This window comes from Marinobacter vinifirmus (genome assembly GCF_002258215.1).
GTDB lineage: Bacteria > Pseudomonadota > Gammaproteobacteria > Pseudomonadales > Oleiphilaceae > Marinobacter > Marinobacter vinifirmus.
Map to the genome: position 1 here is coordinate 477,991 of NZ_NEFY01000001.1, position 12,226 is coordinate 490,216.

Annotated in this window: 17 protein-coding genes; 6 read left to right on the forward strand and 11 right to left on the reverse strand. The window is 60.0% G+C overall.

What is annotated here, in order from left to right; genetic code table 11:
• Window positions 1-2: 2 nt before the first annotated feature.
• From mgtE to B9Q17_RS02295, 11 genes are all read right to left on the reverse strand, one after another.
• Window positions 3-1,364: a magnesium transporter gene (gene mgtE / locus B9Q17_RS02245; protein ID WP_094623922.1), complete on the reverse strand. Its 1,362-nt coding sequence runs from the start codon at window positions 1,362-1,364 to the stop codon at window positions 3-5.
• An 86-nt stretch (window positions 1,365-1,450) separates the two neighbouring features.
• Window positions 1,451-1,720: an HPr family phosphocarrier protein gene (locus B9Q17_RS02250; RefSeq protein ID WP_022989680.1), complete on the reverse strand. Its 270-nt coding sequence runs from the start codon at window positions 1,718-1,720 to the stop codon at window positions 1,451-1,453.
• 6 nt (window positions 1,721-1,726) lie between these two features.
• Window positions 1,727-2,611, reverse strand: coding sequence for an RNase adapter RapZ (gene rapZ / locus B9Q17_RS02255; RefSeq protein WP_094623923.1), 885 nt, complete (start codon window positions 2,609-2,611; stop codon window positions 1,727-1,729).
• A gap of 34 nt (window positions 2,612-2,645) precedes the next feature.
• Window positions 2,646-3,116 carry a PTS IIA-like nitrogen regulatory protein PtsN gene (ptsN, locus tag B9Q17_RS02260; RefSeq protein WP_058341304.1) on the reverse strand — a complete coding sequence of 157 codons (471 nt, stop codon included), beginning with the start codon at window positions 3,114-3,116 and terminating at the stop codon, window positions 2,646-2,648.
• A 95-nt stretch (window positions 3,117-3,211) separates the two neighbouring features.
• Window positions 3,212-3,514, reverse strand: coding sequence for a ribosome hibernation promoting factor (hpf, locus tag B9Q17_RS02265; RefSeq protein WP_094623924.1), 303 nt, complete (start codon window positions 3,512-3,514; stop codon window positions 3,212-3,214).
• A 96-nt stretch (window positions 3,515-3,610) separates the two neighbouring features.
• Window positions 3,611-5,143: an RNA polymerase factor sigma-54 gene (locus B9Q17_RS02270; RefSeq protein ID WP_094623973.1), complete on the reverse strand. Its 1,533-nt coding sequence runs from the start codon at window positions 5,141-5,143 to the stop codon at window positions 3,611-3,613.
• Between the two features lie 133 nt (window positions 5,144-5,276).
• A complete protein-coding gene (gene lptB / locus B9Q17_RS02275; protein ID WP_022989675.1) occupies window positions 5,277-6,002 on the reverse strand; it encodes an LPS export ABC transporter ATP-binding protein in 726 nt (241 codons plus the stop codon).
• Window positions 5,980-6,549: a lipopolysaccharide transport periplasmic protein LptA gene (lptA, locus tag B9Q17_RS02280; RefSeq protein ID WP_094623925.1), complete on the reverse strand. Its 570-nt coding sequence runs from the start codon at window positions 6,547-6,549 to the stop codon at window positions 5,980-5,982. The genes lptB and lptA overlap by 23 nt, the downstream gene beginning before the upstream one ends.
• Entirely contained in the window at window positions 6,533-7,132 is a 600-nt protein-coding gene (lptC, locus tag B9Q17_RS02285; protein ID WP_094623926.1) for an LPS export ABC transporter periplasmic protein LptC, read from the reverse strand. Before lptC ends, lptA begins: the two co-directional genes overlap by 17 nt.
• Complete coding sequence (locus tag B9Q17_RS02290) at window positions 7,129-7,710, reverse strand: KdsC family phosphatase (RefSeq protein WP_094623927.1); 582 nt, start codon at window positions 7,708-7,710, stop codon at window positions 7,129-7,131. The genes lptC and B9Q17_RS02290 overlap by 4 nt, the downstream gene beginning before the upstream one ends.
• Window positions 7,711-8,700, reverse strand: a complete 990-nt coding sequence (locus tag B9Q17_RS02295) for a KpsF/GutQ family sugar-phosphate isomerase (protein ID WP_094623928.1) — start codon at window positions 8,698-8,700, stop codon at window positions 7,711-7,713.
• A gap of 137 nt (window positions 8,701-8,837) precedes the next feature.
• On the opposite strand from B9Q17_RS02295, the gene B9Q17_RS02300 reads away from it, so the two are divergent.
• The 6 genes from B9Q17_RS02300 to B9Q17_RS02325 are packed head-to-tail and all read left to right on the forward strand — an operon-like array spanning window position 8,838 to window position 12,210.
• A complete protein-coding gene (locus tag B9Q17_RS02300) occupies window positions 8,838-9,650 on the forward strand; it encodes an ATP-binding cassette domain-containing protein (protein WP_094623929.1) in 813 nt (270 codons plus the stop codon).
• Entirely contained in the window at window positions 9,647-10,429 is a 783-nt protein-coding gene (gene mlaE / locus B9Q17_RS02305) for a lipid asymmetry maintenance ABC transporter permease subunit MlaE (RefSeq protein ID WP_094623930.1), read from the forward strand. Before B9Q17_RS02300 ends, mlaE begins: the two co-directional genes overlap by 4 nt.
• A 22-nt stretch (window positions 10,430-10,451) precedes the next feature.
• Window positions 10,452-10,901: an outer membrane lipid asymmetry maintenance protein MlaD gene (gene mlaD / locus B9Q17_RS02310; RefSeq protein WP_022989668.1), complete on the forward strand. Its 450-nt coding sequence runs from the start codon at window positions 10,452-10,454 to the stop codon at window positions 10,899-10,901.
• A 38-nt stretch (window positions 10,902-10,939) separates the two neighbouring features.
• Entirely contained in the window at window positions 10,940-11,593 is a 654-nt protein-coding gene (locus B9Q17_RS02315; protein WP_094623974.1) for an MlaC/ttg2D family ABC transporter substrate-binding protein, read from the forward strand.
• Window positions 11,590-11,901, forward strand: coding sequence for an STAS domain-containing protein (locus B9Q17_RS02320; protein WP_094623931.1), 312 nt, complete (start codon window positions 11,590-11,592; stop codon window positions 11,899-11,901). The genes B9Q17_RS02315 and B9Q17_RS02320 overlap by 4 nt, the downstream gene beginning before the upstream one ends.
• Before the next feature lie 60 nt (window positions 11,902-11,961).
• On the forward strand, window positions 11,962-12,210 hold the full coding sequence (locus B9Q17_RS02325) for a BolA family protein (protein ID WP_022989665.1): 249 nt from the start codon (window positions 11,962-11,964) through the stop codon (window positions 12,208-12,210).
• The last annotated feature ends 16 nt before the right edge of the window (window positions 12,211-12,226 follow it).

The window sequence follows — 12,226 nt, forward strand, 5'->3', positions numbered from 1 at the left end:
CCTCAAGCGTAGAAATAGGTGGCGAGCCCCAGGAAAGAGAGGAATCCCACAACATCTGTGGTCGTGAGCAGGATCACGCCGCCGGCAAGTGCCGGGTCAATTTTGAGTCTTTTCAGTGTCAGTGGCAGCAGGGTGCCAACAACCGAGGCAACGGTCAGGTTGATGACCAGTGCCAGTGCAATCACCAGGCCAATGGTTTTATCTCCGAACCAGACCATGGTGGCGGCTGAAACCACCAGGGCGAACAGAACGCCGTTTAGTGCCGTGGCCAGGAATTCCCGGTTAAGCAGCCAGCGCACGCTGGCGTTACTGACCTGCCCTACCGCCATGCCCCGGATCATCAGGGTCAGGGTCTGGCTGCCGGCAATGCCGCCCATGCTGGCAACAATAGGCATCAGCACTGCAAGGGCAACCACCTGCTGGATGGTTTCCTCAAACATACCAATCACCGAGGCCGAGGTGAAGGCGGTAAATACGTTGACCCCCAGCCAGACGGCCCTGCGGCGAGTGGTTTTCAGTACCGGGGCAAAGGTGTCTTCGTCTTCGTCCAGGCCGGCCATACTCATCAGGGAGTGGTCGGCGTCTTCCCGGATAACATCCACCACGTCATCGATAGTGATCCGGCCCAGCAGGCGGTTGTTCTCGTCCACCACCGGCGCGGAAATCAGGTCATAGCGCTCGAACAGGGTGGCGACTTTGGTATCGGACAGCGACACGGGAATTGGTTCAATGTCCGTGTCCATCACTTCCCGCACGGTAGCGGCGGGATTGGATACCAGCATCCGGGTAATGGGCAACACGCCGATAAACTCGTCACGACGGCTCACTACAATCAGGCTGTCGGTCATCGGCGGCAGGGTGCGGTGCCGGCGCAGATAGCGCAGAACCACGTCAATGCTGATATCCGGCCGCACCGTTACCGTATCGGTGTTCATCAGACCACCGGCGGTGTCTTCCGGGTACGAGAGTACTTCCTCTACCCGCTGCCGGTCCTGCTCGTCCATGGTGTCCAGGACTTCCTGGATCACCGTATCCGGCAGCTGCTGCAGCAAGTCGGCCAGATCGTCCGATTCGAAGTCTTCCAACAGGTTGGCCAGTTCCTGGGCGTTGAACTCGCTCAGGAAGTCGGCCCGGATGTCGTCCGACATGTACTGGAGGACTTCACCTTCCAGTTGCTTGTCGACCAGCTTCCACAGCAAAACCCGCTGCCGTGGCGGGGAAGATTCCAGCAGGTGGGCAATATCACTGGGGCTCAGGCCGCCATTCAGGATGCGCGCTACCTGTTTGAGGGCACCACTGTCGAGGGCCTCACTGAGGGAACGAAGCCGCTGTCGGGCCTGACTTTTTTCCAGAATGTCGGTCATGAAACCACCTGCGATCAGAAAACCTTTGTATTATAGCGGAGTTAGGTTACACAGGTGAGGAAGACTTGTAGGTGAATTGCGAAGTTTTATTCACCCTCGCCGAAATAGTCGTCGATCAGTGCAACCAGGGCGTCGATGGCTTCCTGTTCGTCCGGGCCATCGGCGGCCAGCTCCACTTCGGTACCCTGGCTGGCGGCCAGCATCATCACCTGCATGATGTTGCGGGCATCCACTTCCCGGCCCTTGGCCTTCAGGGTGATCTTGCTGTCAAACCGGGAGGCGGTGGTCACCAGCTTGTTGGTCGCCCGGGCGTGCAGCCCGAGCTTGTTGATGATGGTGATGGGGCGGCAGATCATGGCGGCTCAGATCTCCCCCCGGGCTTGCAGGTGGGGCAGCTCGGTATGGCGCACCTGCACGTTGCGGTACTGCTTGCGGAAGTAAGCGCCCAATTGCTCGCACACATACACCGACCGGTGCTGGCCACCGGTGCAGCCGATGGAAATGGTCATGTAGCTGCGGTTGCTGTCGGCAAAGGACGGTAGCCAGGTGTTCAGGAAACCTGTGAGGTCGTCCACCATTTGCCCGGTCAGCGGTTCCCGCTCCAGGAAATCGATTACCGGCTGGTCGGTGCCGGTGTGCTTGCGCAGGCTGGTGTCCCAGTACGGATTGGGCAGGCAGCGCACATCAAATACATAATCGGAATCTACCGGCACGCCGTGCTTGAAGCCGAATGACTGGAACAGCAGGGCGATTTCCTGTTCCTTGCGGCCGGCCACCCGCTGTTTCACCATGTCGCGCAACTCGTACATGGATAGGCCAGTGGTGTTGATATACAGGTCGGCCAGCTTCGACAGCGGTTCCAGCAGCTGTTTCTCGTTGCTGATGGCTTCGCGCAGGGAGGTCTTGTCGTCGCTCAGGGGGTGCTTGCGCCGGGTGGCGTGGAACCGCTGCAGCAGGGATTGCTCGTCGGCATCGAGGAAGATGATTTCGATCTCGATCCCGGTATCACCCAGCCGCTGGTAGATGTCCTCGAAATTGGCCAGTTCACCAGACAGGTTGCGGGCATCGATACTGACCGCCATTTTCTTCAGGCGGCCGGGGGCTTCGTGGGCCACGGCTTCCCGGGTCAGGGGAAACAGCAGGCCGATGGGCAGGTTGTCTATGCAATAGAACCCCAGGTCTTCCAGTACGTGCAGTGCCGTACTCTTGCCCGACCCGGACCGGCCACTGACGATGATCAGCTTCATGGTTAGGCTTCTCCCGTACTTTGACAGCCGTCGGTTACTGGCTGTCGGTGGTCATGCCCTTATACAGGGAGTCGGCATCCTGGCATTTGCGCAGGCGCTCGCAGAATGCGCTGTCGTTGAAACGTTCGGCAAGCTGGCTCAACAGCTCCAGGTGCTCGCTGGTGGCTTCTTTGGGCACAACCAGGGCGAACACCAGGTCTACCGGCTGGTTGTCGATGGCATCGAAGTCCACCGGCTCGGCCAGGGTCATCAACACTCCGATTACCCGATCCAGGCCTTCCAGGCGGCAGTGGGGTATGGCGATACCCTGCCCGATACCTGTGCTGCCAAGACGCTCCCGGGACACCAGGTTGTTGAAGATGTCGTTATCGTTGAGAGTCTCGTCCTGATAGTGAATCCGCTCGGCAATAAACTCCAACACCCGTTTCTTGCTGGACGCCGGTACCTGGCACAGCGTCAGTGCCGGGGCCAGGATGTTGTCGATGGTCAGGGATGTATCGCTCATGGATTAACTGTGAACCCGTAAAAAAAAGGCTGCGGCCGGTAGCCCTGCCGCAGCTCGTTCGATTGAATTACCCGGTAGCCTGCGCCTGAAGGCGCTTAGCCGTTACCGTGCATCCGGTCTACGTTCTTTTCCTTGTGCTTGAGGATCTGGCGGTCAAGCTTGTCCACCAGGGCATCGATTGCCGCGTACATATCCTCGTTTTCAGCCTTTGCGTGAATCTCGCCACCAATTACGTGGAGGGTAGCTTCAGCCATCTGGCGAACTTTCTCAACTTCCAGCGTCACCTGACAGTTACTGATGTGGTCAAAGTGGCGCTCAAGCTTCTCGAACTTGGTGTTGACGTAATCCTTCAGTGCAGGGGTCAGTTCTACGTGATGGCCTGAAATGTTGAGTTGCATTGGCGTCTCCTGTTGTCATCATGCCGGCGTTCCGCCGGACTGAGTACCAGGGCTTCGTGCCCCGGTGAATATTGGTAAACGATTGCCGGTAAAGGCTTAAACCAGTCGCTTGCGTTCGTTCGAAGGAGGTATGTGCATGGCCTCCCGATACTTGGCCACGGTGCGCCGGGCCACGTTGATACCCTGTTCCCCTAGCATGGCCGCAATTTTGCTGTCGCTCAACGGCTTTTTCGGGGTTTCCTCTGCAATCAGTTTCCTGATCATGGCACGAATTGCCGTAGAGGAACACTCCCCGCCTTCGGCGGTGCCCACGTGGCTGGAGAAGAAATACTTCAGCTCGAAGATGCCCCGGGGTGTGTGCATGTATTTCTGGGTGGTTACCCGGGAGATGGTGGACTCGTGCATCTCCACGGCCTGGGCGATGTCCGACAGGATCAGGGGCTTCATGGCCTCCTCACCCTGGTCCAGGAAGCCCTGCTGGTGCTCGACAATGCGGGTGGCCACTTTCAGCAGGGTTTCGTTGCGGCTCTGCAGGCTCTTGATGAACCACTTGGCTTCCTGCAACTGGTCGCGCAGGTAGGTGTTGTCGGCGCTGCTGTCGGCCCGGCGAATCAGCGAGGCGTAGCTGGCGTTCACCCGGATGCGCGGGGCAATTTCCGGGTTCAGTTCCACCCGCCACCGGCCTTCATGCTTGCGCACGATCACATCGGGGATTACGTAGTCGGTATCACCGTGATCAATCACATCCCCCGGTTTCGGGTTCAGGCTGGTAATCAGGGCCAGGACTTCCCGCAACTGGTCTTCCTTCAACCGGCTGCGGCGCAGCAGCTGCGCGTAGTCACGGTTACCCAGCAGGTGCAGGAACTGGGTGACAACCTGGCGCGCCTGGCGCAGCCAGGGGGTGTCCGGTGGCAACTGGTTCAGCTGGATCAGCAGGCATTCCTGGAGGTCCCGGGCAAACACGCCGGGCGGGTCGAAATGCTGCAGGCGGTGCAGCACGGCTTCTACCTCATCCAGGTCCAGCGGGTCTTCATCGCTGTCTTCACGCAGGCCGGCGTGGATTTCGTCCAGTGGTGAGGTGAGGTAGCCCCGGTCGTCCACGGCGTCCATCAGGGCGTGGGCGATGGCCTGGTCCCGTTCGCTCAGGGGGGTGAGGTTCAGCTGCCATTCCAGGTGATCCCGCAGGGTTTCCGCAGGGGAGTTGCGGGTTTCGAAGTCCGAGTCGTTCTCGTCGTCGTCTTTCGCAGCGCTGGCCGGGGCGGTCTGGTAGATATCTTCCCAGGCGGTATCGACCGGCAAGTCGTCAGGAATGGTGTCGGTAATGTCGTTTTCCGAGTTCCAGTCCGGCCCGTTTTCGGATTCGTCCCAGTCGTTACTGCTTTCCGGGGCGTTGTCATCCTGGGCGCTGGCGGTTTCGTTATCCTGGTCGTCAGAACTTTGCGGTTCGGTGGTGTCGTCCGGGCCGTGATCGTCGTCCTCGGCGGTTTCCAGCATGGGGTTGGAGTCCAGCGCCTGCTGGATTTCCTGCTGGAGATCGAGGGTAGAAAGCTGCAACAGGCGGATGGCTTGCTGCAACTGGGGCGTCATGGTCAGGCTCTGGCCCAGTTTTAGCTGTAACGAGGCTTTCATAACCATGGCTTTAGATCCATAACAGACTGGTATCCCGGTAAAAAATCGAATTTCCTTGCAAGATCTTTGCCGAGTTTACTTGTTACCGTTCTGCAACACAATCAGACCTCGGTGAAAGGGCGGGGCGCTCCGCTTAAAGGCGGAATTCGTCCCCCAGATACACCTCTTTTACCTGCTGGTTGGCGAGGATGGCCTCGGAGTTGCCAGAGGCAATGATGTGGCCGCCGGACACAATGTAGGCGTTCTCACAGATGTCCAGGGTTTCCCGCACGTTATGGTCGGTAATCAGTACGCCAATGCCCTTATCCCGCAGGTGCCGGATAATGTGTTTGATGTCGCTGACGGAAATGGGGTCTACCCCGGCGAAGGGCTCGTCCAGCAGGATGAAGGCAGGCTCCATGGCCAGGGCCCGGGCAATTTCCACCCGGCGACGTTCGCCACCGGACAGGGCCATGCCGAGGCTGTCCCGGATATGGGTGATGTGGAATTCTTCCAGCAGCTCTTCCAGCTTGGCTTCCCGGTCTGCCCGGTTCAGGCCCTTGCGGGTTTCCAGGATGGCCATGATGTTGTCCCGCACGGTGAGTTTGCGGAATACCGAGGCTTCCTGGGGCAGGTAACCGATGCCCTTGCGGGCGCGGCCGTGCATGGGCAGCGGAGTGATGTCCTGGCTGTCGATGGTGATGCGGCCCCGGTCTGCCGGCACCAGGCCTACGATCATGTAAAAGCAGGTGGTTTTGCCTGCGCCATTAGGGCCCAGCAGGCCGACGATTTCTCCGGAGCGGATCTCCAGGGAAACATCCAGGACCACTTTTTTCTGCTTGTAGCTTTTGGCCAGATTACTTGCCCTGAGTACTGCCATCAGAACCTTCCCCGTTACTGGACTGGCCGGTGTTACGCGGCTGGATGACCATTTCGACCCGGCCGGAACCGCCGGTTTCTGTATTGCCGCCCTCGGCGGTGACCACCCGGCTGACCGTATTGTAATGAATGACGTCACCCTTGAAGGTGTTGCCTGCCTGTTCGATGACGGCCTGGCGCTCGAAGGTCAGCTGGTTGTCTTTCGCGGCCCAGGTAATGTTCAGGGCGCTGGCATTGGTCATGCCTTCGCCTTCCCGGGAGGGCTGGCGGTAATGGGCGGGTGATCCACTGGCTTCAATGCGGCTCAGGCCCTGGTCGTCCCGGTACAGCACAACGCGCTGGGCTTCCAGCCGGGTGCGGCCCTGCACCAGTTCCACGTCGCCGGTGTAGGTGGCCACGCCGGCGCTGTCATCCAGCCGGGCGGAGTCGGCACTCACCTGGATGGGGGTGTTCGAGTCCATATCAAAGGCCATCGCCGGGGCGGCCAGCATCAGCGCGGCAGCCAGCAGCGCCGGCGGATAAAAACGGAGCTTACCTGACGGTTTCATATTGCCCTTCCACCCGGGAGTTGAGTTCCAGTATGCGTTGATCAATCCAGGCCTTCATTCCGGTGGCCTGGGTGGTACCGAACGGCTCGGTAATGGTTACCGGCAGGTCGGTGAAAACGGTGCCTTCGTTGTTGTCCAGGGTCAGTGCTTCGGTGGCTAGCGTGGCCTGGGAGTCGCCGCTGGTGCGCAGTACGGTCACGTTACCTTCCAGGTGCATCAGCCCCTGAGACTGCAGCAGGCTACCTGCATCGGCTTCAATTATCCACGGTTCGGCCTCACCCTCGCCGAACAGGCGGGCGCGCGGGTCTGTCATCCTGGCGCTGCTGTCGTGATCGAACTGCTCGATGCGGGGGCTGGTCATGTGGATTTCCAGGGTGCCCTGTTCATTCCAGGCCCGGTAGTCGGCGCCCACTACGAAGCCGTCCGGCTCGGCGGGGCCCCGAAGCTGTGCCGCTTCGGGATCGGGTACCGGTGGCTCGCCGCTTTGCCACATCAGGTAAACCGTGGCGGCAACCGTAGCCGCCAGGGCTAGGGTGCGCAGCCAGGGTTTGCCGGCCTGTGATGAGAAGAACCGCTGGATCATGCCCGGTCGTCCTGTGATTCGGCCAGGTAGGGGGCCAGGGTGTTTTCCAGCTGGCCCTGGGCCCAGAGAATCAGTTCGCAGGCTTCGCGCACCGCGCCCTGACCGCCCGCTGCCTGTGTGCAGTAGTCGGCATGCTGGCGTACCAGCCAGTGGCCGTTTGGCACGCTGATGCCAAGGCCGGCGTACTGCAGGGCAGGGAGGTCCGGCAGGTCATCGCCCATGTAGCCGATTTGCCCGGCGGTAATGCCCATGTCAGCCACCAGTTCCTGCAGGGCCACCCGCTTGTCTTCCCGGCCCTGCATCAGGTGGCTGATGCCCAGGTCGTTCATGCGCTTTTCGGTGAGCGGTGAGCGCCTGCCGGTAATCACCGCCACGGTAATGCCGGCGTGCATCAGCTGTTTCAGGCCCAGGCCATCCAGTATGTTGAACGTTTTCAACTCGTCGCCGCCGGCGCTGAAGTACAGGCGGCCATCACTCATAATGCCGTCTACGTCAAAGGCCACCAGGCGGATGCCGGCGGCTTTGGCTTTCAGTGCGTCGTCCCACTGGTTTTGCAGGGGGTGAACCATTCCGGTCATTCAGATAACCCCCGCGCGCAGCAAGTCGTGCATGTTGATGGCGCCGGTCAGCTGGCCGTTTTCATCGGTTACCGGCAGGGCGTTGATCTTCAGTTCTTCCATCATGTTCAGGGCTTCGGCTGCCAGGTGGTCGGCGCGGATGGTTTTGCCGTGGCGGGTCATGACATCCCGGATGGTCGTGGTGTGCACATCCACGGATTTATCCAGGGTACGGCGCAGGTCACCGTCGGTGAAGATGCCGGTCAGTTCGCCCTTTGTATTCACTACCGTGGTCATGCCCAGACCCTTGCGGGTGATTTCCAGCAGAGCGGTGCTGAGGCTGACATCCTCGAAGACTTTCGGAATCGCGTCGCCGGAATGCATGATGTCGGAGACCCGCAGCAGCAAGCGCCGGCCCAGGCTGCCGCCGGGGTGGGAGAACGCGAAGTCTTCCGCGCTGAAGCCACGGGCTTCCAGCAGGGCAACGGCCAGTGCATCGCCCATCACCAGGGTGGCGGTGGTGCTGGATGTGGGCGCCAGCCCCAGGGGGCAGGCCTCAATAGCGACGCTGACATCCAGGTTGGCGATGGCTTCCTTGGCCAGGACCGAGTTGGGGTTGCCGGTCATGCTGATTAGCGGAGCGCCCATGCGCTTGATCAGGGGCAGGATGGTAACCACTTCGCTGGTGCTGCCACTGTTGGAGATGGCAATGACCACATCCTGCGGGGTAATCATGCCCATGTCGCCGTGGCTGGCTTCGCCGGGGTGGACAAAGAATGAAGGCGTGCCGGTGCTGGCCAGGGTGGCGGCAATCTTGTTGCCGATGTGGCCGGATTTGCCCATGCCGGTCACCACCACGCGGCCCTTGCAGGCCATGATGACCTCGCAAGCCCGGGTGAAGTCGCCATTAATGCGGCCTTCAAGGGCTTCGATAGCTTCCCGTTCGATGCGGATGGCCCGCAGGGCAGAGGTGCGGTAGTCCTGGCCACCTGAAGAATTGGAGTCTGTCATCTCGGCTGGTTTTCCCTCTGTCCGCTTGCTCGGTCTGGCTGCCCCGGCTACCATCCGGGCCGGGAGCGATTGGCTGGCAAGTATATCATTTATGAACCTCTTGTCTTAATGTAGGCGCTCCCCGAGAAGGATGGATTATGGAGTCATCTGCTTACATAACGCTTAAAGATGTGGTGTTTTCCCGGGCTGGCCGCCGCATTTTCGACGGCGTAACGCTGGATATACCCAAGGGCAAGATCACCGCCATTATGGGCCCCAGCGGCACCGGTAAGACCACGCTTTTGCGCCTGATCGGCGGCCAGCTAAGGCCGGATTCCGGGCAGGTTTCCGTGGACGGCCACAATGTGCCGGCCCTCAAGCGAAAAGACCTTTACCGGCTGCGGGAAAAAATGGGCATGCTGTTCCAGAGTGGCGCCCTGTTCACCGACCTGAGCGTTTATGAAAACGTTGCCTTCCCGCTGAGGGTGCATACCAAATTGCCGGAAGACATGATTCGCGACATCGTGCTGATGAAGCTCGAGGCCGTGGGCCTGCGTGGTGCCCGTAAACTGATGCCTTCCGAGCTGTCCGGCGGTATGACCCGCCGGGTCGCACTGGCCCGCAGCATTGCCCTGGACCCGGAACTGATCATGTACGACGAGCCGTTTGCCGGGCAGGACCCCATTGCCATGGGCGTGCTGGTGAAGCTGATCCGGGATCTGAACAGTTCCATGGGGCTGACCAGCGTGCTGGTCTCCCACGATGTGCCGGAATCTCTCAGCATTTGCCACTACGCCTGTATCCTGGCGGACGGCAAGGTGATCGGAGAGGGTACTCCGGAGGAACTGCGCCAGCATCCGTCTGATCGAGTCCAGCAATTTCTGAATGGCCAGCCCGATGGTCCGGTGCCGTTCCATTATCCGGCCAGCGATGCCGCTGCGGACTTTGGCGTAACCGGAGGCGCACTATGATGGATCGTATTGCCGCCCTGGGCCGTGGCGGGCTGGATGTGATTTCTTCCTTCGGCCGGTCCGGGCGCTTTCTGGTGGGCGTTCTGGCAGGCATTCCCCGGCCGGCGACCGGGTTTCCGTTGCTGCTGCGCCAGCTGTATTTTGTCGGCGTACTTTCGCTGGCCATTGTGGTGGTGTCCGGGCTGTTTATCGGCATGGTGCTGGGCTTGCAGGGTTACACCATTCTCAGCGATTACGGCTCCGAAGCTGCGATTGGCCAGATGATCGCCCTTACGCTGGTGCGAGAGCTGGGGCCGGTGGTAACGGCTCTGCTGTTTGCCGGTCGGGCCGGTTCCGCATTGACGGCAGAGATCGGCCTGATGAAAGCCACCGAGCAGCTCTCCAGTATGGAGATGATGGGTGTGGACCCCTTGCGCCGGGTGATTGCGCCCAGGCTCTGGGCCGGATTCATCGCCATGCCGGTACTGGCTATCATCTTCTCTGTAGTGGGTATCTGGGGCGGCATGCTGGTGGGCGTGGACTGGCTGGGCGTGTTTGAAGGCGCGTTCTGGGGCAATATGCAGTCGTCAGTGGATTTTGTGGATGACGTGCTGAATGGCGTTATCAAGAGCGTGGTGTTCGGTTTTGTCTGTGCCTGGATTGCGGTGTATCAGGGCTACGATTGCGTGCCCACCTCCGCCGGCATCAGTTCTGCCACCACCAAAACCGTTGTTTATTCATCGCTGGCGGTGCTCGGGCTGGACTTCGTCCTGACGGCCGTCATGTTCGGCGATTTCTGATCAAATTTTCAGGGAGCCTGCAATGGCACAAAGAACCACAGAAGTAATCGTAGGCCTGTTCATGATCGCCGGGTTGGCCGCCCTGCTGTTCCTGGCGTTGCAGGTGAGCGGACTGTCTCCGAAATCGGCTGGTGATCGTTACACCCTCTATGCCAACTTCAATGACACCGGAGGCCTGGCGCCCCGGGGCAAGGTGTCGATGGCGGGTGTCACCATCGGTGCCATCGAATCCATCGAGCTGGATACCGAAACCTTCCAGGCCCGGGTAGTGCTGGCTATCGATGCCGGCATCGACAATATCCCGGCGGACAGTGCAGCAGTAATACGTACATCCGGTCTGCTGGGAGATCAGTACATTGATATATCGGTTGGTGGCGACCTCGAGTCCCTGAGCCCGGGCGACACCTTTTATTCCACTCAGTCTGCCATGAATCTCGAGCGGCTGATCAGTAACTTTGCCTCCGGACGCTGATGCGGGGCAGAGCACAGAAACGAATGCGGGAGAACACAATGCTTGCCCTGAAACAACGATTCATCTGGATGTTTGCCATGGTTGCCCTGGTGGCGGGCCAGGCTTGGGCCGGTCCGGAAGATGACCTGAAACAGTATGTAGACGAAAACACCCAGAAGCTGGTGCAGAAGCTCAATGAAGAAAAGGGCCTCTACGAGCAGGACCCCGAAGCCTTCTATGCCAGCATGGATGAAACCCTGGACCAGTTTGTGGATTTTCGCCGCATTGCAGCCCGGGTAATGGGGCGCTACGCTCGCCAGACCTCTCCCGAACAGCGGGACGAGTTTGTGGCCAAGTTCAAGCGCAGCCTGTTCGATAGCTACGCCCAGGCGCTGGTGAGTGCCGAGAACTTCGAAATCAACGTGCTGGACGCGGAAATCCTGGCTCAGAACGACGACCGTGCATCTGTGCAGATGGAAGTGATCAGCGCGTCCGGCAACCGCTATCCGGTCACCTACTCCATGTACCGCAATGGCGAAGGCCGCTGGATGATGGAGAACGTGATTGTGGAGGGTGTGAACATCGGCCTGGCGTTCCGGGATCGCTTTGCCCAGGAAATGGAGCAGAACCGTGGCCAGGTTCAGGCCGTGATCGATGGTTGGAGCGATGCCGTCGAAGCCCTCAAGCTCGATGAAGAGCTGGACCGTTCATGACCGCTCCGGCTGTCGAGCTCTCAGGTAATACACTCGCCGTAACCGGTGAGGTGAACGCCGATACAGTGATCGCCCTGCGCAAGCAGGGTGAACAATTGATCGGGGCAGCCAGCGGCCCGTTAACCGTTGACCTTTCCGGCCTGGCCACCGCCCACAGTGTGGTGTTGTCCATGCTGTTGTGCTGGCACCGGCTGGCCCTGGAAAAACAACAATCCCTCACCTTTCAGGGTGCCAGCGACCGCTTGTTGTCGCTGGCTGCCCTCAGCAATCTGGAAGACCAGATTCCCGGATTTGCCACACACAGCTGACCGGCGCCCGGGAATTGGTTACAATTCCGCCCCTGATTTCAAACCAGTCGAGGAATCCCTATGGACGCCGCCCAGGTTACCGAACTTGTTAAAGAAGCCCTGCCCGGTTGCGAGGTTCAGGTACAGGTCGATGGCAGCCACTACCTTGTGGTTGCTGTGGGTGACGTATTTGAAGGCCTGCCCACCATCAAACGGCAGCAGATGATCAACAAGGTACTGTTCCAGCACATTATGGACGGCACCATTCACGCCCTTCACCCGAAAGCCTACACCCCGAGCGAGTGGGCCGAGCGGCAGGCCCAGGCCTGAACAGCACAGGACAAGT

Bases quoted from the DNA above. Each gene is read 5' to 3' on its own strand.
- mgtE (WP_094623922.1), bottom strand. From the start codon at position 1,364: ATGACCGACATTCTGGAAAAAAGTCAGGCCCGACAGCGGCTTCGTTCC.
- B9Q17_RS02250 (WP_022989680.1), bottom strand. From the start codon at position 1,720: ATGATCTGCCGCCCCATCACCATCATCAACAAGCTCGGGCTGCACGCC.
- rapZ (WP_094623923.1), bottom strand. From the start codon at position 2,611: ATGAAGCTGATCATCGTCAGTGGCCGGTCCGGGTCGGGCAAGAGTACG.
- ptsN (WP_058341304.1), bottom strand. From the start codon at position 3,116: ATGAGCGATACATCCCTGACCATCGACAACATCCTGGCCCCGGCACTG.
- hpf (WP_094623924.1), bottom strand. From the start codon at position 3,514: ATGCAACTCAACATTTCAGGCCATCACGTAGAACTGACCCCTGCACTG.
- B9Q17_RS02270 (WP_094623973.1), bottom strand. From the start codon at position 5,143: ATGAAAGCCTCGTTACAGCTAAAACTGGGCCAGAGCCTGACCATGACG.
- lptB (WP_022989675.1), bottom strand. From the start codon at position 6,002: ATGGCAGTACTCAGGGCAAGTAATCTGGCCAAAAGCTACAAGCAGAAA.
- lptA (WP_094623925.1), bottom strand. From the start codon at position 6,549: ATGAAACCGTCAGGTAAGCTCCGTTTTTATCCGCCGGCGCTGCTGGCT.
- lptC (WP_094623926.1), bottom strand. From the start codon at position 7,132: ATGATCCAGCGGTTCTTCTCATCACAGGCCGGCAAACCCTGGCTGCGC.
- B9Q17_RS02290 (WP_094623927.1), bottom strand. From the start codon at position 7,710: ATGACCGGAATGGTTCACCCCCTGCAAAACCAGTGGGACGACGCACTG.
- B9Q17_RS02295 (WP_094623928.1), bottom strand. From the start codon at position 8,700: ATGACAGACTCCAATTCTTCAGGTGGCCAGGACTACCGCACCTCTGCC.
- B9Q17_RS02300 (WP_094623929.1), top strand. From the start codon at position 8,838: ATGGAGTCATCTGCTTACATAACGCTTAAAGATGTGGTGTTTTCCCGG.
- mlaE (WP_094623930.1), top strand. From the start codon at position 9,647: ATGATGGATCGTATTGCCGCCCTGGGCCGTGGCGGGCTGGATGTGATT.
- mlaD (WP_022989668.1), top strand. From the start codon at position 10,452: ATGGCACAAAGAACCACAGAAGTAATCGTAGGCCTGTTCATGATCGCC.
- B9Q17_RS02315 (WP_094623974.1), top strand. From the start codon at position 10,940: ATGCTTGCCCTGAAACAACGATTCATCTGGATGTTTGCCATGGTTGCC.
- B9Q17_RS02320 (WP_094623931.1), top strand. From the start codon at position 11,590: ATGACCGCTCCGGCTGTCGAGCTCTCAGGTAATACACTCGCCGTAACC.
- B9Q17_RS02325 (WP_022989665.1), top strand. From the start codon at position 11,962: ATGGACGCCGCCCAGGTTACCGAACTTGTTAAAGAAGCCCTGCCCGGT.